Origin of the sequence: uncultured Methanobrevibacter sp. (genome assembly GCF_902801725.1) — an archaeon.
GTDB lineage: Archaea > Methanobacteriota > Methanobacteria > Methanobacteriales > Methanobacteriaceae > Methanocatella.
The window spans coordinates 28,765-48,101 of the sequence record NZ_CADCJB010000027.1 but is presented as its reverse complement, the minus strand read 5'-3'; the positions used below and the strand labels follow the sequence as shown (position 1 = coordinate 48,101).

General features: G+C 32.6%; 30 protein-coding genes. 5 read left to right on the top strand and 25 right to left on the bottom strand.

What is annotated here, in order from left to right; genetic code table 11:
- Positions 1 to 17: 17 nt before the first annotated feature.
- The 15 genes from QZV68_RS07010 to rnc all read right to left on the bottom strand — a co-directional run bounded on the left by QZV68_RS07010 (position 18) and on the right by rnc (position 11,468).
- The gene (locus QZV68_RS07010; protein WP_296879904.1) at positions 18 to 1,037 is read right to left on the bottom strand and encodes a homoserine dehydrogenase; all 1,020 of its coding nucleotides are present in this window, start codon (positions 1,035 to 1,037) and stop codon (positions 18 to 20) included.
- Between the two features lie 8 nt (positions 1,038 to 1,045).
- On the bottom strand, positions 1,046 to 1,531 hold the full coding sequence (locus QZV68_RS07005; RefSeq protein ID WP_296879902.1) for an amino acid-binding protein: 486 nt from the start codon (positions 1,529 to 1,531) through the stop codon (positions 1,046 to 1,048).
- Between the two features lie 11 nt (positions 1,532 to 1,542).
- The gene (gene gatC, locus QZV68_RS07000) at positions 1,543 to 1,758 is read right to left on the bottom strand and encodes an Asp-tRNA(Asn) amidotransferase subunit GatC (protein WP_296879901.1); all 216 of its coding nucleotides are present in this window, start codon (positions 1,756 to 1,758) and stop codon (positions 1,543 to 1,545) included.
- A gap of 102 nt (positions 1,759 to 1,860) precedes the next feature.
- Positions 1,861 to 3,309 carry an asparagine synthase-related protein gene (locus QZV68_RS06995; RefSeq protein WP_296879900.1) on the bottom strand — a complete coding sequence of 483 codons (1,449 nt, stop codon included), beginning with the start codon at positions 3,307 to 3,309 and terminating at the stop codon, positions 1,861 to 1,863.
- A gap of 68 nt (positions 3,310 to 3,377) precedes the next feature.
- Positions 3,378 to 3,812, bottom strand: a complete 435-nt coding sequence (locus tag QZV68_RS06990; protein ID WP_296879899.1) for a hypothetical protein — start codon at positions 3,810 to 3,812, stop codon at positions 3,378 to 3,380.
- A 105-nt stretch (positions 3,813 to 3,917) separates the two neighbouring features.
- Positions 3,918 to 4,190 carry a zinc ribbon domain-containing protein gene (locus tag QZV68_RS06985; RefSeq protein WP_296879898.1) on the bottom strand — a complete coding sequence of 91 codons (273 nt, stop codon included), beginning with the start codon at positions 4,188 to 4,190 and terminating at the stop codon, positions 3,918 to 3,920.
- A 72-nt stretch (positions 4,191 to 4,262) separates the two neighbouring features.
- Complete coding sequence (locus QZV68_RS06980) at positions 4,263 to 4,988, bottom strand: ABC transporter permease (RefSeq protein WP_296879897.1); 726 nt, start codon at positions 4,986 to 4,988, stop codon at positions 4,263 to 4,265.
- A 9-nt stretch (positions 4,989 to 4,997) separates the two neighbouring features.
- Positions 4,998 to 5,768: an ABC transporter ATP-binding protein gene (locus QZV68_RS06975; RefSeq protein WP_296879896.1), complete on the bottom strand. Its 771-nt coding sequence runs from the start codon at positions 5,766 to 5,768 to the stop codon at positions 4,998 to 5,000.
- Positions 5,769 to 5,881: 113 nt separating this feature from the next.
- Complete coding sequence (locus QZV68_RS06970; RefSeq protein ID WP_296879895.1) at positions 5,882 to 6,715, bottom strand: DUF4013 domain-containing protein; 834 nt, start codon at positions 6,713 to 6,715, stop codon at positions 5,882 to 5,884.
- A gap of 9 nt (positions 6,716 to 6,724) precedes the next feature.
- On the bottom strand, positions 6,725 to 7,459 hold the full coding sequence (locus tag QZV68_RS06965) for a DUF4013 domain-containing protein (protein ID WP_296879894.1): 735 nt from the start codon (positions 7,457 to 7,459) through the stop codon (positions 6,725 to 6,727).
- A gap of 8 nt (positions 7,460 to 7,467) precedes the next feature.
- Positions 7,468 to 7,704: a helix-turn-helix transcriptional regulator gene (locus tag QZV68_RS06960; RefSeq protein WP_296879893.1), complete on the bottom strand. Its 237-nt coding sequence runs from the start codon at positions 7,702 to 7,704 to the stop codon at positions 7,468 to 7,470.
- A 575-nt stretch (positions 7,705 to 8,279) separates the two neighbouring features.
- Complete coding sequence (locus QZV68_RS06955; RefSeq protein ID WP_296879891.1) at positions 8,280 to 8,594, bottom strand: AzlD domain-containing protein; 315 nt, start codon at positions 8,592 to 8,594, stop codon at positions 8,280 to 8,282.
- Positions 8,594 to 9,238 carry an AzlC family ABC transporter permease gene (locus tag QZV68_RS06950; protein ID WP_296879947.1) on the bottom strand — a complete coding sequence of 215 codons (645 nt, stop codon included), beginning with the start codon at positions 9,236 to 9,238 and terminating at the stop codon, positions 8,594 to 8,596. The genes QZV68_RS06955 and QZV68_RS06950 overlap by 1 nt, the downstream gene beginning before the upstream one ends.
- Before the next feature lie 96 nt (positions 9,239 to 9,334).
- Entirely contained in the window at positions 9,335 to 10,801 is a 1,467-nt protein-coding gene (locus tag QZV68_RS06945) for a homoserine O-acetyltransferase (RefSeq protein ID WP_296879889.1), read from the bottom strand.
- A complete protein-coding gene (gene rnc / locus QZV68_RS06940) occupies positions 10,794 to 11,468 on the bottom strand; it encodes a ribonuclease III (RefSeq protein ID WP_296879887.1) in 675 nt (224 codons plus the stop codon). The genes QZV68_RS06945 and rnc overlap by 8 nt, the downstream gene beginning before the upstream one ends.
- 183 nt (positions 11,469 to 11,651) lie before the next feature.
- Here rnc and QZV68_RS06935 point away from each other — a divergent pair, with 183 nt between their 5' ends.
- Positions 11,652 to 11,987, top strand: coding sequence for a hypothetical protein (locus QZV68_RS06935; RefSeq protein ID WP_296879885.1), 336 nt, complete (start codon positions 11,652 to 11,654; stop codon positions 11,985 to 11,987).
- 103 nt (positions 11,988 to 12,090) lie between these two features.
- On the opposite strand, the gene QZV68_RS06930 is transcribed toward QZV68_RS06935, so the two are convergent.
- The 3 genes from QZV68_RS06930 to QZV68_RS06920 all read right to left on the bottom strand — a co-directional run bounded on the left by QZV68_RS06930 (position 12,091) and on the right by QZV68_RS06920 (position 13,134).
- Entirely contained in the window at positions 12,091 to 12,501 is a 411-nt protein-coding gene (locus tag QZV68_RS06930; protein ID WP_296879883.1) for a hypothetical protein, read from the bottom strand.
- 153 nt (positions 12,502 to 12,654) lie between these two features.
- On the bottom strand, positions 12,655 to 12,843 hold the full coding sequence (locus tag QZV68_RS06925) for a 50S ribosomal protein L37e (RefSeq protein ID WP_067042784.1): 189 nt from the start codon (positions 12,841 to 12,843) through the stop codon (positions 12,655 to 12,657).
- 60 nt (positions 12,844 to 12,903) lie between these two features.
- Positions 12,904 to 13,134, bottom strand: coding sequence for an LSm family protein (locus QZV68_RS06920; protein WP_296879881.1), 231 nt, complete (start codon positions 13,132 to 13,134; stop codon positions 12,904 to 12,906).
- Between the two features lie 316 nt (positions 13,135 to 13,450).
- Here QZV68_RS06920 and QZV68_RS06915 point away from each other — a divergent pair, with 316 nt between their 5' ends.
- Genes QZV68_RS06915 through arfB form a run of 3 tightly spaced genes read left to right on the top strand, consistent with a single transcriptional unit; the run spans position 13,451 to position 15,198 of the window.
- Positions 13,451 to 13,957: a type II toxin-antitoxin system antitoxin SocA domain-containing protein gene (locus tag QZV68_RS06915; protein WP_296879879.1), complete on the top strand. Its 507-nt coding sequence runs from the start codon at positions 13,451 to 13,453 to the stop codon at positions 13,955 to 13,957.
- Between the two features lie 56 nt (positions 13,958 to 14,013).
- Positions 14,014 to 14,496 (top strand): RNA-binding protein, encoded by a 483-nt coding sequence (locus QZV68_RS06910; RefSeq protein ID WP_296879877.1) that lies wholly within the window; start codon positions 14,014 to 14,016, stop codon positions 14,494 to 14,496.
- A gap of 9 nt (positions 14,497 to 14,505) precedes the next feature.
- On the top strand, positions 14,506 to 15,198 hold the full coding sequence (gene arfB / locus QZV68_RS06905) for a 2-amino-5-formylamino-6-ribosylaminopyrimidin-4(3H)-one 5'-monophosphate deformylase (RefSeq protein WP_296879875.1): 693 nt from the start codon (positions 14,506 to 14,508) through the stop codon (positions 15,196 to 15,198).
- Positions 15,199 to 15,215: 17 nt separating this feature from the next.
- Here the strand turns inward: arfB and QZV68_RS06900 are convergent, their stop codons facing one another.
- Positions 15,216 to 15,623, bottom strand: a complete 408-nt coding sequence (locus QZV68_RS06900; protein ID WP_296879873.1) for a hypothetical protein — start codon at positions 15,621 to 15,623, stop codon at positions 15,216 to 15,218.
- A 64-nt stretch (positions 15,624 to 15,687) separates the two neighbouring features.
- On the opposite strand from QZV68_RS06900, the gene QZV68_RS06895 reads away from it, so the two are divergent.
- On the top strand, positions 15,688 to 16,287 hold the full coding sequence (locus tag QZV68_RS06895; RefSeq protein ID WP_296879871.1) for a YigZ family protein: 600 nt from the start codon (positions 15,688 to 15,690) through the stop codon (positions 16,285 to 16,287).
- 19 nt (positions 16,288 to 16,306) lie between these two features.
- Here QZV68_RS06895 and QZV68_RS06890 read toward each other — a convergent pair whose 3' ends face one another.
- The 6 genes from QZV68_RS06890 to QZV68_RS06865 all read right to left on the bottom strand — a co-directional run.
- A complete protein-coding gene (locus tag QZV68_RS06890; RefSeq protein ID WP_292606563.1) occupies positions 16,307 to 16,417 on the bottom strand; it encodes a rubredoxin-like domain-containing protein in 111 nt (36 codons plus the stop codon).
- A gap of 11 nt (positions 16,418 to 16,428) precedes the next feature.
- Positions 16,429 to 16,548, bottom strand: coding sequence for a rubredoxin (locus QZV68_RS06885; RefSeq protein WP_296879869.1), 120 nt, complete (start codon positions 16,546 to 16,548; stop codon positions 16,429 to 16,431).
- A gap of 104 nt (positions 16,549 to 16,652) precedes the next feature.
- Positions 16,653 to 16,814 carry a rubredoxin gene (locus QZV68_RS06880; RefSeq protein ID WP_296879866.1) on the bottom strand — a complete coding sequence of 54 codons (162 nt, stop codon included), beginning with the start codon at positions 16,812 to 16,814 and terminating at the stop codon, positions 16,653 to 16,655.
- A gap of 26 nt (positions 16,815 to 16,840) precedes the next feature.
- A complete protein-coding gene (locus QZV68_RS06875) occupies positions 16,841 to 17,377 on the bottom strand; it encodes an acyltransferase (RefSeq protein ID WP_296879945.1) in 537 nt (178 codons plus the stop codon).
- Between the two features lie 451 nt (positions 17,378 to 17,828).
- The gene (locus QZV68_RS06870; RefSeq protein WP_296879864.1) at positions 17,829 to 18,455 is read right to left on the bottom strand and encodes a zinc-ribbon domain-containing protein; all 627 of its coding nucleotides are present in this window, start codon (positions 18,453 to 18,455) and stop codon (positions 17,829 to 17,831) included.
- 106 nt (positions 18,456 to 18,561) lie between these two features.
- Positions 18,562 to 19,337, bottom strand: a 776-nt coding sequence (locus QZV68_RS06865) for a hypothetical protein (protein ID WP_296879863.1), incomplete at its 5' end; no start/stop codon positions are given.

The following is a 19,337-nucleotide window of genomic DNA, read 5'->3' as shown; positions in this document are numbered from 1 at the left end:
AAGTAAAAAATATTTAATTAGTTTTTATTTTTTAAAATACTAATTAAATCAGTCAACATCGCAGAAGCAGTTTCCAGTGAACCTGCTCCGAGTCCTATTACAGATACTTCATCAGCCAAATCAGTTTTGATTGTAGCCATGTTTAAAGTTCCGCTTACATCATAAGAGCTTCCCCTTTTAACCAAACGTGGAGAAACTTGCAAATTATCTTTGGATACTTCAGCTATCAATTTAATCAAATAATCATCTTTTTTGGCCAATTCAATTGCTTGTGAATTAATTTTTGAAATACCTGTAACCTTAACATCACTGTATGTTGCATCAATGCCTAAAAGTGAATTTGCCAAAATTACAGTTTTGCATGCTGCATCAATACCTTCAACATCCTGTGTAGGGTCAGTTTCAGCAATTCCCAATTCCTGAGATTCTTTCAAGATAACCTCATAATCGGAACCTTCCGCAGTCATTCTTGACAATATATAATTGGTAGTACCATTCAAAATACCTTTGACTGATTTGATATCACATGAGGAAATTGTTTCCTTTGCCAGATTGATAATCGGCATAGCACCACCAACGCTGGCTTCATATCTGAATTCAACGCCAGCTTCTTCAGCAGCATTAACAACTTCTTTGAATTTGAGTGCTAAATGTCCCTTATTTGATGTGACCACATCTTTTCCTTGTTCGAAAGCTTTAAGTGTTAATGAAAATGCCGGTTCTGCATCAACGATATTAGTAGGAGTTGCTTCTATAAGACAATCATATTCAACGGCATCCAATACATCCTCACCATTTTTATCTGATCCGAATTCAGGATATTCTGATAATTTTCCGCTTTCTTTTTTGGTTTGTACAAGTAGTTCTTCATCCAAACCCTCCTGTGAGATTGCAGATGAAGATGAATCTGCAGCAGCAACTACTTTAACAGCCACTCCAGTTTTATCCTTAATTAAATCTTTTTTCATGGAAATTGCATTGGCAACACCTTGGCCAACTGATCCAAATCCCATTATAATAATCTTACATTCATCCATAATAATCACTAAACTTCATTAATCACAAGTATATCTTTTTCTTCTGCAATTTCTTCAATTTTGTCAAATATAAACTGTTTAAGACCAATGTCAGCTTCAATATTTAAAAGTGCAGTGGATCTGTCTTCCCCATCCAGTTTAATTTCACATCCAACAATTGAGACACCGTCCAAATCATTAATCCTATCCATCGTGTCTCTTAAATCATTATCAATAATATGTCCGAAAAAGATAGTACTTATTTTTTCTTTTAAAATAACATCATCCATTTGAGTAATAGTAAATCCCATCTCCTCAAATCTTTTAACAACATTTTTGAGGTCTTCTAATTCCCCTTCCAAAGTAAGTTGAACAGGAACTTTACCATTTTCGGTTTTATAATCCCTTTTATGAATGACAGTTACCAGATTTGCGCCAAGACTGCCAATTGGCTCCAACACTTTAACTAACTGCCCCGGAACATCCATAAGTTCTAGAACTAAGTTTAATCTCATATAAATCACTCTTAATTAGTCCAATCAGCTCTTTTTACAACGAGATTTCCTTCCTTATCAATTCTTGCATTTCTCAATATTTTTTCAGGATTTTTCTCATGAGCCTTATCTTCACGTGTTAAATTTAAATTATCTGTAATATACCATGTTTCATCAGAATCAGGAATGTCTTCCAATATTTTTGAGAACTTTTCTATAATATCTTCTGCATCTTTTTCGATTGTCATAATTAAAAACTCCTAATAATTAATAATATATTTATTATGTTTTTTAATATTAATAAAGTTAAAGATTGAAAAATTGTAAAAAAATAATGATTTGAAAAAAAATTAATCCAGATATTGAGAAATATCCGTATCCCGGATTATTTTCTTTCTTAAAATTTTATCAATGCCCGTTCCGTATTGGGCTGCCTTTTTTGGCCTGTAGGCTATTTCATAATCCAGACCCTCTTCAAAAGCAAGCTTTCTTAAAATGCTTTTTCTCATATCATCATGCATTGAAACAATTTTTTTGTTATCAGGAATGTTTAAAACTAGCTCAACAAGAGTTTTGTCCAAAAACGGCAATCTCAACTCTACTGAATTGAGCATTGAACAGGCATCATCCCTTTCCATGTTTACATGATACATATTTGACATGTCTTCCCTAAGCGTCCAATTCAGACTTCCGTCTACAAAGCTTTTGAGATATCTTTTATATCCTCCGAACAGTTCATCAGCACCCTGACCTGAAATTGCGACTTTTATTCCATCTTTTGCAACCAATTCTGTGGCAAAGTAAGTGGTTAATCCAACACCCACCTTCATAAGATTATCATCACCAATGGCCTTTACAACATGAGGCAAAGCATCTCTTATTAACTCTTCTGTCACTTCACAGATTTCCAAATCCAAATTTAAGAATTTTGAAGCATAAATTGCAGCTTCAACATCTTTTGATTGTTCAACACCAACTGCATAAAGTTTAATTTTAAGTGGAACGTTTTCCGAAATTTCCTTTAAAAGCAATGCCAGATAGGAACTATCGACACCACCTGAAAATATTACACCAACCTCTCTTAATCCTTCAATTCTTTTAACTACACTTAACTTTAGCATCTTTTCTATTTTGGCCACATCCCCCTCTTTAACTTTTTCATACAGATGCTGTGCAGGAGATATGTCCTCGCCATTAAACAATATGTGCTCCGGTTTTAGAGTATTGATGTCGTCAAATCCTACCTCTTTTAAAGAGATTTTTGATGATGCAAAACCAAAATTACCATCCTTACTTGAATAGAACAGCGGTTTAACCCCTAACGGGTCACGTACAAGAGCTAAATTTTCACCATCATATACTGCAAAAGCATAATCCCCATCAATCAAGCGTGTTGCCATCTGAATTGCCTTAAGCAGGTCTCCTTTATTATAGCTGTCAATCAAGTAAAGCAACGCTTCAGAATCGGAAGTAACTTCAGCAGTGACGCCAACCTTTTTAAGCAAATTTCGAATCGTATGGAAATTATACAATTCCCCATTAAAAGTCAGTACCAAATTATCATTGCTTACAGGTTGAGTTTTTGAAACTCTATCATCAGAATCATAAATTGAAAGCAAATTATGGCCAAAAGCAATAGAATAATTATTGCTGTCATCAAATTCATCCAAATCTATATTAACATGAATCTCATCCAGCCAAACGCCCGATTCATCCGGACCTCTGCTTTTAGATACTTTTAACATTTTAATTATATCATTACCTTCAAAATTACCCTGAAGACCTACTATTGAACACATAATATCAAAAAATACTCCCTAATTTGTAACTACAATTAAATATTAAAGAATATCCATATAAAGATTAGCTATTTCATAGGATTGAATCCTAATATTTTTACCGCTAACTTGAATGACACTGGATTGACAATCTGACTTACTATAAAGTAAGCTACAACCCATCTAACCGGCCACATATAGAATAATACATCTGCAGACAATTGTCCGTTAGGAACTCCAAATATCAAAGGCATTATAAAGCTCATCATCAAGCTTATGAAAAATGCCAATGGGTTCCACAAACCTGTTTTCATGCCTAACTTATAGTCAAACAATTTTCCTGCCAGTTTAAGAGATAACGGATGAACGATTAAATTAACTATAAAATAGGCAACAACCCAACGAATTGGCCACATTAAAAAGCATATATCAAGGGGCATTCCCATTGGTGTTGCAAAAATCAAAGGCATCACTATACTCATAATCAAACTTATAAAAAAAGCAATTGGATTCCATAATTTCATTTTAAAACTCCATTAATATATACTATTTATTACATTATATAATTTTTGAAATATTAAAAAGGAATTTGGAAATTAAATCAAAAAAAAAAATTGATAAATGGGAAATTAATCATTTGCCCATCTTTTCAATTTAGGAAATACATCTTTCATCATTGTACTGGCTTCAGCTTTATCGATTTCAGGGTGAACTTCAACCATTTTATCTATGCAGAAACTCATCATCTCTTCCATTGACATGTCTGAAGTGAATTCCCCATCCTTGAAGCAGTACATGCAGTAGTCTTCATTTTTTGTGCCGTCTGCATTGGTTCCGAAAAGCTCATCGGTTAACGGCATTGCACAAGATTGACAGAATTTTTGATTTTCAAAATCATTCATAATATCACATCCAATTAAACATTATTAATTTATGATAATTAAATCATTAGCAAGAGCATTTGATAAGTAATGCTAAAGTGAAACATCACATCTTGTGAAGTAAATATATGAAACTGCAAGCCCAATAACGAAAGTGGCTAAAATAATACCATAAGATACGGACATGCTTGCACCATACTCTGCTATTTTCCCTGATGCAATCAGATATGGAGATATCCAAGGAACAAATGGTGCCCAGTTTTGACCATAAACCATCAAGTTCACCAATGCCAATCCTGCACCTCCAATCATTGCAGGAACCATATTTGTAATGAATAACGATACAAAAACGAATGGAGAGAATGTCAAAAACAGCAGCACATTTGCATATAGAAGCTGTGCAAAGCTATCCATAAACAGTTTTAAGCTGAATCCGTCCAGATTTGCGATGAAACCAAACACCAATGTTGATATGCTTGTAGTCACAGTTAAAATCACTATCCATACTAAAAACATGAGGTATTTACTTGCCAGAAACTTTTCCCGTGAAATTGGTATTGTCAACATTGTTTTTAGAGTATGTTCATTGTATTCCCTTCCGAAAAGGTAGGATATGATTATTGCAAAGATTAAAACTGCAAACATTGCAGTCATATACATATTCACATTAGTGAATAACGCTTCAAAAGTCCCTCCCTCATCAAAGGCAGTTACTGCTATAAACATTAAAAAGGGAGGAAGAACAGCCCCCATCAAACTTAACAAAAATATTTTTGATCTTTTAAGCTTTAAAAATTCCATTTCAATGAAAGTCAACATTTATATCACCTAGTTATTGGAAACGAAACGTGTGAAAAATTCCTCCAGGTTTTCTTCACATAAATTTACCTTTTTAACATCAATTCCTGATTTTACAAATAATGCATTGAATTTATCCCTCATCTCCAGATGAGTATACAAACGAATTGTATGTCCGCCAACTGCAAAATCCTCATTTTCCTTAAGCTCCAATAGATTAAATATATTTCTAGCCAATTCAACATCAGATACCTCAAATTCAACAAATTTATTTAATCGATTGTATAATTCTTCTTTTGAAATTTCATCTATCAGAACTCCATTGTCCATGAATCCGATGACATCTGCAATATTTTCTATTTCGCTTAGAATATGGGATGAAATCAGGATTGTTATTCCAAATTCATGGGACAATCTCTTAAGTAATGTCCTTATCTCTTTGATTCCGAAAGGATCAAGACCATTGATTGGCTCATCCAAAATCAGCAATTCAGGACTGTGCATAATAGCGGCAGCTATTCCCAAACGTTGCTTCATACCTAATGAAAAATCGCTGAACTTTTTTGATTTATCTTTATCCAGATTAACCATTTCAAGAACTGAATTTATATCCTGCGGATTGAAATCTCCCCTTATTTTTGCAATGAGTTTTAAGTTTTCATATGCAGTTAAATTTTCATAAAAACCCGGAGTTTCAATAATTGATCCTATTTTTGGATAAATTTCTTTTGAATGACTTTTTGGATTTTTACCAAAGAGAAGTATATTCCCACTGCTTGGATATGTGAGATTTAAAAGCATACACATTGTTTATTTTTGACAACTTATTTGTTTCGATGACATAGTCTGCCACATTAAAACCTCCAAAAATTATTAAAAAAAAATAAAATGCGGAATGTGTTTAAACATTCCAACTATTTAATTGATTCCCTATATATTGATCCGCATACCCTATTGAAGAATATTGACGCATAGGAATCTATAAACAATCCTTCAATTATTGCAACGATTGATATTGCTATTATTTGATTTGGGATAGCTATTGAAAGTGCTACAGTAATGAAGCTTAAAACAAAGCTTACTGCAACCATGATAATCACATATACAATAACTGTAAAGATGATTATCCCAACATACTTTCCCCATCCGAAATTAGCGATATTGTCTGTTATTTCCTTAAAGTCGAATGCCTTTTTAATGCTGTCATGAGCGACCATATTGTTTATTGCCATGACAAGAAGGAAATATGCGATTATAAACAGTACCACTGAAATCAATATGAAGACCATCATTACTGATACGTCACCACCAAACACCATACCAGCAAACAATACAATCATTGGAATGACATTGTACGCAACGACGACGATGAAATATTTTATCCCTTTGACAAAGAGATCAATTACATCGTTGAATCCTGGAAGTTCAGGCTTTTTGTCTATTGCAAACTTTACAATATCATACTGGTAGCCTAATATAAATAAAGAGACAATGAAACTAAGTACAGACAATCCAATTATCAGATAAATGTTTCCGGTTGGCAATTGTGAAGAAGCCATCTGGGAAACAGTGCCATTTGCATTTTCAACAAAATTCATTGTTATTGTAGAAACTTCAAATGATTGTGTGCTAATAAATGTGGATAATGCACTTATCAACGCAAACAGAACTCCTAATCCTAAAAGTTTTTTGATGTCATTGAAAGGATATTTCAATCCTTCAACGACACAATCTGTTATGCTTGCCACATTATCACCTTAAATTTGCATTGTATATAATAATCCTATGGATCTTGAATTGAATATTCCTAAATATGGTCCGACAATGAACAAGGAAATTAACCAATTGACCAACATACCGAAAATGAATATTCCGCTTGCTGCTTCAGCACTGAACAGAAGACCTGAAAATCCAAACACTGTGAATACAGCTCCAATAATGGTTGATACAACAGTTGAAATGACAAATGTTATGATAATCAAACCACAATAGGTTAAGATGCATTTAAACCAACCAATTTCATCAATGATTTCTTTTATTTCACGTAATTCAAATGCTTTTGAAAATACTCCCTCATTGTATGCCATGTGACACAATCCCATTTGACTCATCAAATATGCAATCACACCAACCACCAATGTAATTAAAGATCCGATAATCACTAATACGACTGCAGCCATGTCGTTCAAATAGGTTGCGATGAATGCAAAGATTAGGAATAAAATCACAGGTACAATCAAATACGCAATTTGGACAATTACAACTTTTACCCCATCAACAAACATGTCTACTAAATCATCGAACCCCGGCAATGGGTCTCTTCCATTGATAATTCCATGTACTGCATTGCTAACAACCCTATAATTATATCCTGCAATCAGGAAAATTGGTAGCAATAAAAAACTGAATAAACAAATTACCCCTAATAATACTAGAGTTTTCCAGTCTTTAGCTGAATACTCCAGTGCATCTTTATATATTTCTAAAATCATTTTATCACCTAATAGTAATCATCATCGAAGATGAATATCTCTTCCATAATGAAATATTTCTCTCGATCACCTTTGAACATTATTTTATTAAAAACCTGGGTTATTTCGTAAGCTAAAAATAAAGATGGATTATATCTACCATTTTCCAGCGCATTAATGGTTTGACGAGTTACTCCAACTTTTTCACCCAGTTCTTTTTGGCTCATTTTGAGCTCTTGTCTTAAATATTTAATCATGGTTCTCATTGTAATCCACAAATTAATTCATTTTTGCAAAAAGTATTTAAGTAACTAAGCAATTATGTTAAAATATAATTACTTATGTTAATGTTAACTTACATAGTATATAAACTTTACTATTTTTTATAAACTTAATTATATCTATTTAAAATAGTTTAAAAAATCAAAAATAACTGTAAAATTATATTATATAAATTTCCATAGTTTTTTATTTAATTAACATATATATATAATAGTTTTTTTATAATTTAAATTGATTTAAATTATTATTATCATAGAGATAATTAAAAAAAACATTTATATAGTAGGTAATTAATCTTTAACATATGTAATATTTCATTAACACATTTGATGATATAATCATAGTTGCTCATAAATAATCATGTTGAACCGAACCCATTTTTCCTCAAATATACTTGGGACTAAAAAAAAAACATTTTCATAACTATTTTTTGCCAACTGAATAATCAATCGAAAATCAATCAAATCAAAAACAAGTTTTTCATTAAATTTAATCAATAAATCCGACAATCGCTTCCCAATCCAACCCACATATAACCCCATATTGTTAAGACAACAATTCAAAAGAAAGGAACGATAGAATAAACAGTTATCAACACAACAACAGTCAAAATTACAATAGCTCCGAGAGGAACCTTCTTCCAAGCAAGACCTGCCGCTACAACAGCACCTATCAAACCTATATACCACAATTGATTGTCAACTGTCAACACTCCAGGACATATTAATGCCGCAAGGGCAGTATATGGAATCAAATTCAGGAATTTCTCTGCCTTAGGAGGAAAATCAAGTTTATCAATGAATAATGCAGGAATCAGCCTTGGAATAAATGTTACAATTGCACAGCCTAAAATCACCAAGCTAACATAATCCATTATGCATCACCCGAAAGCAAGTATTCATCATCAACTATATACATTCCAATTCCCGCACCGACAAGTGTTGATACAATCAAAGACCAGTTTCCCAAAAATTGAGATAAAACAATATTTAAAACTGCTGTGACTAAAACCAAAAGAGCAATCTGCTTTGATTCTTTAATGGACGGAACCAGAATAGCTACAAACAAAGCATATAATGAGATATTGAAACTGTTTGTAACAATGACCGGAAGCAAGTCAAGCAATACCACACCGATTGCAGCTCCAAAACACCAGCTTAACCAGGCAGTTATTGCAATTCCCAAATATATCCAAATTGATGAATCTTCAGAAAGCGAAAACATCGCAAATGATTCATCGACAGTAACATGAGCTGCCAAGATATTTAAAGGAGTATTTGACTCTTCAACCTGATTCAGGACACATGCTGACATTACGAAATACCTTAAATTAACAACAAAATTTGTCAATATGATTGCTATTGCCGTTGCCCCTGAAAGAGCCATTGATGCCGCAATGATTTGTCCGGCACCAGCATATACTAAAAAAGACATTGAAATTGTCTGCAATGGTGTGAAACCTGCCTTTATGGCAATTGCAGCATAACCAATTCCCATTGGAACATATCCAAATGTGATTGGAATACCCTTTTTAGCACCATCAATAAACTTATCTTTTCTAGAAATAATAATGTCTCCTTAAAATTATAAAATAAAAAAAAGTAAATTAGTAATTTAACCCAATAAATGACTAATTTGATCAGTTGTAACAATTCCCAATACTTTCATATCCTCATCAACGACAGGAAGTGATGATATATCATATTGACTCATCATCCGAGCGACATTTTCAATAGAATCATCAGCATAACAGTATTTAACTGTAGTGGTCATAATATCTTTCAGACGATTAGTGTTAGTGGCAATTGATTTGGATAAATCCCAGCTTGTAACAATACCTATCAACTTATAGTCATCAGTTACAACAGGAATATGAGTAACCTGCTTATCAAGCATCAATTTAGCTGCTTCCTCAACATCAGCATTGGCTTTAATAGTAACAATTACCTCTTTCATCAAATCTGTAACAACATTGTTTGCCAGAAATTTTGACAGGATAAAGTTCAGCTGTCCCTTTTCAAGTAAAAATGCATCATGCCCATAATTGGATTTTATTTCCGAAAATGATACTTCCACATCATTGGCATTGAGTGCAGTTACAATCTCAGTACTCTGTTCAGTCGGATATAACCAATCGGAATCCACTGATATAACTTCAATTTTAGCTTCAATATCCTTGAAACCGTCAATCAATGAGTTATTCTCAGACAGGTCAAATAGGTCAACAGCCTTTGTAATATACAGATAACTGTTGGCATCAAATCTCTTTACAAAAGATTCACCCTGATGTTTCAAATAGCTTTCAACCTGAAAATCTGTCGTGAAATCATAGCTTATTTCATCCTTGTCCTGCAGGTCACGACCAAATTTGATATACATTGATTCATCACTCAAATAAGTAATGTGGGCAATCATACGGGCTATTGAAAGGCCATTCTTTGGAATCTTTCCAACTTCATAATAGTTTCCGTTATTCCAATCAGGATCGGAAAAGATTGACTGGCGACCTACAGCATTAAATGCAATTTGCTGAGGTGAGGACATTGCTGCAGTAGCCATCGGAACCGCCTTTTTCATCATTTGAGGATAAGACACCATCCATTGAAGAACTTGCATTCCCCCCATGGATCCGCCTATAACTGCATATAACTGGTCAATTCCCATTGAATCAACCAATTTCTTTTGAACATGAACCATATCCTTTATTGTAATTACTGGAAAATTAATACCATATTCGACTCCAGTATCAGGATTGATAGAACTAGGACCTGTTGTTCCTTTACAACCGCCCAAAACATTAGAACAAATTATAAAGTATTTTTCTGTATCCAATGCTTTGCCCGGACCAATAACTATTTCCCACCATCCTGGTTTTTTATCGCCTTCATGCCAACCTGCAGCATGGGCATCACCGGTCAATGCATGACAGATTAAAATAGCATTTGATTTTTCTTTATTGAGTACACCATAAGTTTCATAAGCAACAGTGACTTCTTTAAGAGATTTACCACTATCCAATTCAATTGGCTCTTCAATATTGAGATATTTAGTTTCAACAATCCCAACAGATTCTTCACTCATCTAAAACACCTAATTTTTCAATTGCTACTTTAGCAGCTGCTTGTTCAGCTTCTTTTTTATTCTTTCCTTTTCCTATACCCAACATTTCCCCATCAATTAAAATCGCCATTATGAATGTTTTATTATGAGGAAATCCATGTTCTTCCAATACTTCATAGGTTATTTCTATATCTTCAGCGTCCCCATATTCTTTCATTGAAGATTTATAATCTCGGAAAAATACCTTTTCTTCATCAATATATTTGAAAATTACTTTGGACAGAAAATCATTTGCTAATTCTATGCCCTGATCCAGGAATATTGCCCCTAAAAATGACTCGAAAATATCGGCTTTAATAGACAGTATTTCATTTTCTGTTAAAGGCAATTCATCAACGGATATTTTGAGATATTCTCCCAATCCCAATTCATGAGAATAATAAATCAAAGCACTCTGACAGACATAGTTCGCCCTCAATTTTGTAAGTTTACCTTCTTCATATTGAGGATACATCTTATATAAATATTCAGATACAATCAAACTTAAAACAGCATCACCTAAATACTCCAATCTTTCATAAGTATAATTCAGTCCCATTTTTGTTGCATAAGAACCATGAGTGAATGCCATCTCATATATACGTTTGTTTTCCGTTTTTATTCCAAATTTTTCAAATAATGAATTCATAATCAAAAGTCCAAAATGATTTATAAATATGCATATATAATTTTGGAATTTTAATTATATATAATTTATATTGAAACTGAAAATATATAACTATTGTTATTAAATTATTTCTTTCCAAATGCTCTCTTACTTTTCATTTAAATAAGTTTTCGGCAAACATAATATCGAAAAGGATTTGGTAATATGATTTTAAATTGGCAAGAAGAAATTACAAGAATCGATCCAGATATAAAATTTAGAGCACAAGGCGGATGGCTAAAAACAGTAGAAAAATTAGATAAAAGTGTAACCAACGGATATTCACTTGTTGGAGACTTTGTAAAAGCAGGAAACTTTAATCAGGAATACTCTGAAGGAGTATATCTTGACTGCAATAAAGAAGGAACCGCAAAAAAACCGCAACAGGACTACAGACTATTCAGATTCAAAGACGGTAAAGTAAGACTGTTGGACATGGTAATTGACGGATCCAAAGGATGGGCTACTGATTTGTGGGAAGCAGTAGAGGATGAATTTTAAAAAAAATAGATAAACAAAGATTATTCGCAAATTCCTCATAATATAGAAATTTCGAATATCTTTGGGATATTTTTCCAGTTTAAGCAGTGATTACAACCACAAGTTATCCAATGTGGCAAAATTCACAACATTCACAAGTCGGTTCAAAATAATTGTCATCCGGAACTGCAATAGCCTTCTGCACGAATAGAGTCACGTTAAATTTCGCATCATATTCTGTGCTTACTTCTTTTGTGACCGGTGAAAGTCCCCTAAAATACACTGGCCTGTAGCCGGTTTGTGAAATATTAAAGTAAAGTTTTTCTCCATTTTGAAATTTAGAAAAAAATCTTTCTAATTCTTTTGTCTGTTTTGGAGTAATGGAAAATCTAACGCCCATAGTGTCGTCGGCTCTTTGTTTTATTCCAACATTTTTAATGTCTACAGACAAAATATCATCATCGCCTTTAACAAAAACAACAGAATCTTCTAAATTAACATTATTATCTTTAGCAACATCACCTAAATTTGTCATGATGATACCTCCACTATATTTTAATTTGAATGAATTAAATGTGTATGAATGTATCTAAAAAAAGTTATTAATAAACATATGGTGATTGAAAGGTTACCTGAAAAATAGATTTGATAGAAGATTATTAAATAATCTTCAAAAGCATTAACCAACTTATACTAATCTTTGTCTAGTAGTTGGTTTTTTATTTTGCCAACTGTATCTTCTTAGTTTTTTGGATTTACCGAATCCGCAAGAAGCACAGACTTTTTTACGTATGTGATAAGTGTTTCTACCACATCTTCTGCATCTGATATGGGTCTTTTTATTCTTTTTACCCATTGATGGAGTTCCCTTTGACATTGATACACCTCCTTAAGTTATCGTTAAAAATATGATCTCGAAATAAGTATCGAATAATATTTATGGTGAAATATAAACAATATTGTCTCCTCTTATGAGGACAACACCGAGTCTTCTAGTAATTTCCCCGTCTTGTAACTCTTCTGCATCGTTAAGAACTAAGTTCATGTGTAAATCAAAGCTCTTAAGTGTGCCTCTAAATTCACGATCTCCTTTGAGTTTTATTAAAACTGGAGAATCTACAGATTTTCCTAATGCATCAAGTGGTCTTTGAACATTTTGTCCGCTCATTATATCACCTTATATTATTACAAAATTTTAGTTTTATTAATCAAATTTGAGTAAGTACTCATTATTAGACATAATATAATCAAGTTAAGATAAGACAAAACCTAATTAAAACTAATACTATTAATTATAATTCAACTACTATATAAAGGTTACCTTATTTTTAACAAAAAGAATGAAAAAACTACCTAATTAGTAATATTATAACTCCAAGAATTTAAATTTTAAAAATATGGAATACTTTTCAAATGCTCTCGGTGTTTTCTTAAATATTAACCAAAATATAAATCAAAAACAACCAACCATCACCGGTAATAAAATGAAATTCGACAAGGACAAATACGTTAAGCTAATTATCTATATTCTATCCAAATGCTATAACAAACCTAATGTAGGAAAAACAGTACTATGTACGTTACTATACTTCATTGATTTTAATTATTATGAATTATACGGAACTTTGCTTACAAAAGAAACCTACATAAAGTCTAAAAAAGGGATCAAACCCAAACATTTCAAAGAAGTAACTGAAGATTTGATTGGAAAAAAACATCTGTTTTTACGAAAGGAGCCTTATTACAACAGGATAATACACAGATACTACCTGACTATTATCCCCCAGGCCAGGTTCAGTAAACAAGAACTCAACCTGATAAACTTAAGCATAGACCTATTAATAAACCATAACGCAAATTCAATTGGAAAATATACCCGAAAAGACCCTCCATTCAATATTGCAAATTTGGGCGAAAAAATAGACTGCAGATATGTTTTTTCAAGAAACAACAAATATTCCATAAGAAAAATTAAACAAAAAAATAAATAAATTTATTTATTCATAATCCAAAAATATTATTCATTAAAATATGATAGGCAAAAAACATGAGCATTAAAGTTAAAAAAAGAAACTTCTTGAAAAAGAAAAAAATCAAAGAGATAAAAGTGGAATTAGGAGAATACGGCGATTTGCTTCAAAACAAAAAAAATGTTGAAATACTGGAAGCAGAACCGAATTCATTTATTTTAGTGGATGGAGAACCTTACATCATAATAATTGACGACAAGCCATTCCCAACACTCAAAGCAGCTCTTGCAAATCAAATCGACAGCAAAAAAGTAACTGTCGATATGGGTGCAATCAGATTTGTGAGCAATGGCGCAGACATCATGAGCCCTGGAATTGTAGCTGCCGATGAGGGGATTGAAAAAGGAGATATTGTCTTAATCATTGATGAAACACATGGAAAACCACTAGCCATTGGAGTGAGTCTAATAAACGGCGAAGAAATGGTTGAAAACGATTCCGGAAAAGCCGTTGAAACAAAACATTATGTCGGCGATGACATTTGGAACTTTGAATTATAAGGTGAAAACATGGCGGAATTAAGATATCGTGCAGGTAAAATTAAAGATCCTGGAGTTCACAAAATTGGAATAATAGCCCTTGGATCACACTTGGAAAACCATGGCCCCGCCCTTCCAATAGATACCGATGCAAAAATCGGAGCACATATAGCATTTCAATCAGCCCTTGAAACAGGAGCGAAATTTTTAGGAATAATATTTCCAGCATATGAATTAGACGAAATTGACCACGGCGTGCATGTTTCCCTTGAAGAACTAAAAGAAAATGTCATTTGTACACTTAAATCTGCCAAAAAATACTTAGACATAGAAAAGGTTGTTATCGTAAATGCTCATGGCGGAAACATCCCCCTTATGACAGAATTATGGGATATTGAAGATAAAACCGATTTATCAATTATATTCAACAACAAGGTAATCTCATCAGAAGGCCCTCATGGAGGAAGCGGAGAATTATCCATGGCAAAAGTTTTAGGAATTTTAAATGAAAACGAAATTGAAAATCAGGCAAATGTTGACGAATATGAGGAAGTCGGACTGCATGGATTCAAAAAAGCTCGTGAAAATGACCCCAACATCGAAGAGGGGGCAAGGGATGTTGAAGAAAACGGAGTCTATGTAGATGAAGTTTACGGAAAAAGATTATTTAGTCTGGCCATCAATTCCGTGCTTTTGGATGTTGAAAAACTATTAGATTTTTAAAAAAAAAGAAATAAAGATTAAGCAGTTGTGGTTTCGACATTGGAACTGCTGGAACTTTCTGATGTATGAGTTTCAGATGATTGTTGAGTAGTTGTTTCAACATGTGAATTATCACCTGATGATGACTGTTCCTGAGAACCTGACGTATCCTCAGAGTGACCTGAATCAGTAGTTGTCTCTACATTAGAGCCGCCATTATGGGAATCCTCTGAATAATGATTATCATAGTTAGTATTACCATAACTTTCTCCAGTATCTCCATGTTCAACAAAAGAAGACAAATTATCTAAAACACCGCCTTCTTCACTTCCATTCGGTAAAATTGATATTGGTCCTGTCATAGCGCCAAATACACTGGCTAAACAAAATGCAACAATAGCAACTATAGCAATTACCAATACTGTAGCAGATCTACTTGACAACATTAACACCTTGAAAAATTAATTAACTATAATATGTTTGATTAATTATATAAATATATGGGATATTATGAAAACAATAAAAAAAGCGGTCCAATGTGAAATCAATGTGAAAAAATCTCAATTTATTTGCTCATTATTTCCAACCAAAACAAAAAGAGAATCAAAGGAAATTATCCAAAAGCTGAATGAGCAGTACAGCGATGCTACCCATAACTGCACAGCATATATCGTAAGCGATGGCGAAGGCTTTGATGATGATGGAGAACCTGGTGGAACCGCAGGAAGACCAATGATAAATGTTTTAAGAAAAAACGAGCTTCATAATGTTACCGCTGTTGTTACAAGATACTTTGGAGGAATTAAATTAGGTGCCGGAGGACTTGTAAGGGCATATTCAAAATCAGTTCTGGAGGCTATCGGTGAAGCTGAAATCGTTGAAATTGAGGAATATGACGTTTACAGGATTACTTTTGAATACTCTGACATCAAAATAGCAGATACTGAAGTTCGAAATAACAAGCTAACAACTATTGATAAGGATTACTCAGATAAAGTCAACTATGATATCGTATCCAACGACAATAGAGATATAAAAAAGATTTTTGAGAAATATTCAGGCAAAATTAGCGTTGAATATAAAAATAAACAATTTTTGGAAAAAATATAAAAAAAAGAAATGAAGAAACTTATTGTTCTTCAAAGTTTTCTGCACCTACACCACACATTGGGCAGGTGAAACCTTCTGGTAATTCATCTGCTTCGTGGACGTATCCACAAACTTTACAAACAAAAGCCATTTTAACTTCCCCTATTCTACTTCTTCAAACATGTCAGCGCTAGCGCCACACATAGGACATTTGTAGTCTTCTGGGAGTTCGTCAAATTCGTCAGTTACATATCCACAAATTTTACATTTAAATTTTGCCATGATAACAATCTCCTTATAGATTTATTATGTTTTTATTAAATTGTCTAGTATTTAAACTTTTATAATTTAATTAATAATATTTTTCATTTTAGCAATATATAAAATTATTCAACTTTTTGAAACATTGCCTTGGCCATCCTGCATTTTGGACATTTAAAAGAAGATGGCAAATCCTCAAATTTAGTCCCTGCAGGGATATTTAAACCTTCTTCAATATTATTTTCATCAAAAACATAACCACAAATCTTACATTTATATATAGCCATTAAATAATCTCCTTTATATTTACAAACTAAAATCTATTTGGAACTTTTAAATGGTCAGGAAGCGGTTTGATACGGGCAGGGGTTCCAATAGCTAAATAGAATGGAGGAACACTATGAATTACAATAGCTCCTGCAGCAACAATAGCTCCTTCCCCAATTTCAACATTAGACAAGAATGTAGTGTTGCCTCCAATTGAAGCTCCACGTCTAACCTTAGGCCCCTGAAGATCATAGTTAATCCTTACAGGATACTTATCATTTGTAAAACAAGCACAAGGTCCAATAAATACATTATCTTCAATTACTGAATTAGTTGGAATATACACATTAGATTGTATACTGACATCATTTCCAATGATTACATCACCTTCAATAACAGTATTGGTTCCTATTAAAACATCATCACCGATGTTAGTATTTTCACGAATAACAACATTATGCCCAGTTCTAAAATTGTCCCCAATGACCACATCATTGTAAATAATTGAATTAGACCTTATAGTATGGTTATTACCAATTACTGGAGGTTTTGAATTTGGAGAATATTCCACACCGAACTGGATATTCTGATTAGGCGGAAATTTTAATTCAGGTCTTTGATAATCTGGTTTAACGGATTCTTTTTCAATAACATTAGGTCTTTCAAAAGCGATTTCAGAACTTTCCGCTCTTTGAGGAGGCCTATAGAAATTATCTTCTTTTTGATAAACAGGTCTTTGATACTCAGGATTAGGAACTTGCCTGTAAATATTATCCTCTTTCGGCATGTGAACTACATGAGGCTGCCTTTCTTCATGAGAATAATAATGATGATTATCCTTGAGTTGTTCGCGTTGTTTTTCTCTATTATTTGATTGTTTATCATCAAGAGATTGTGAAAATCTAACCATATTATCGAACCTTTATTTAATTAAATTTAATCTATTAATGAATTAATTTATGTAGTTAATAAGTATATATACTAAATGGTTCAATTATAGCTTTTTTGTAAAAAAATTGATAACAAAATATTAATTAAATATTTTGCTTTAAGAAATACCCCAAGAAAACTCCAAAGTAAGCTGAAACAGGTATCAATAATATGAACAGCATTATCTTAAAAATACCACTTAAATCAAAATTAGGAGTGAAACTTGAAGTTTTCGGTTGATATGAACTTGCATATGGTGAAGGATTTGCCAAAGATGAAAAAGCAGAAGAAATACTAGTCAATATTCCCATTAAAAAGGCGAAAATCAAACCCAAACCGCATAGTACTACTGCAAATATGCTACCCAAATACATTGAAAAATTTGGTAAAACATATGATTTGTCATCACATCCGAAGTATCCGACAAAGATTCCTGCGAAAAATACCGAAAACACCACAGTTAACATAATATAAGTTATCAAATCAATTGATCGATTCGCCAGAAACTGTGACCATAGAAAAGAACCTGCAAACAAAAATATTCCGAAAATTACAAATGAAAAAATTATTATTGAATAATTAACTTTATCGTCCAATGTGTTGAAAAAGCCTTTTTTGACATTTAACTCCTGAGATGAGCCATTTGAAAGATTACAACCACATTCTGTGCAAAATTCCGCATCATCGCTGAGTTCACTTCCACACTTAGGACAATGTTTTACAATAGTCATTAATTGAACCTCCATTGTTAATAATTTATTAACAAATTAATAAAAAGATTTTGGTTAAAAAGAAATGGAATTTCAACAATGCTGAAAAAGAAAAAAAGAAGGTAAATTAAATAATTACCAATACCATCATTACAATAACAAAGAGAACCATTAAGAAATCATATATTCCATTAGTGCTCTTCGGTGCAACAGTAATTGTGGAATTATTTAATTGAGTTGAATTTGAATCTGTAGAATTGTTTAAGATATTGCTTAAGATATTGCTGTAAACTACATTTCCATAGCTACCCGGATTATAAGGACCTGAACCCCCATAACCGTCAACATGATCATCAGGAGCAGAACCTGATGCTAAAACAATTGGGTGTGACATAGTCAAATAGTATGGTGGACAACAAGTAGAAAACTTACAGGATTCGTTCCAAGCGATATCAGAACAGTTACCATAGTGATTTAAATAAAATATAATTAAAAAACTGAGATAATCTGTTTCGTTTTGAGTTAGATTATATTCTCCAAAAGTGGACACGATTGAATCATAAATTTTCAAATAAAGTTCATAACATTCATTGCTTTCATTTAAAGCATAATTACTTGAATTATCCAAATATAACTTGTATTCAGCCAAAAATTCATCGCTTTCAGTCCAATTTTCATCAGAATTTCCAAATTTATTCAAATAAGAGATAATTTTAAATTCCAAATAATCAAAACTTTTAAGTCCTTTACTGGCCACATATCCGATATTTTCCAAATCAAAATCTTTAAATGATTCATAATAACCTAATTCATTCCAATCAGAATCATCAAACTCATCCAAATCATCATCTAAATCCAAATCAGAATCATCAAACTCATCCAAATCATCATCTAAATCCAAAT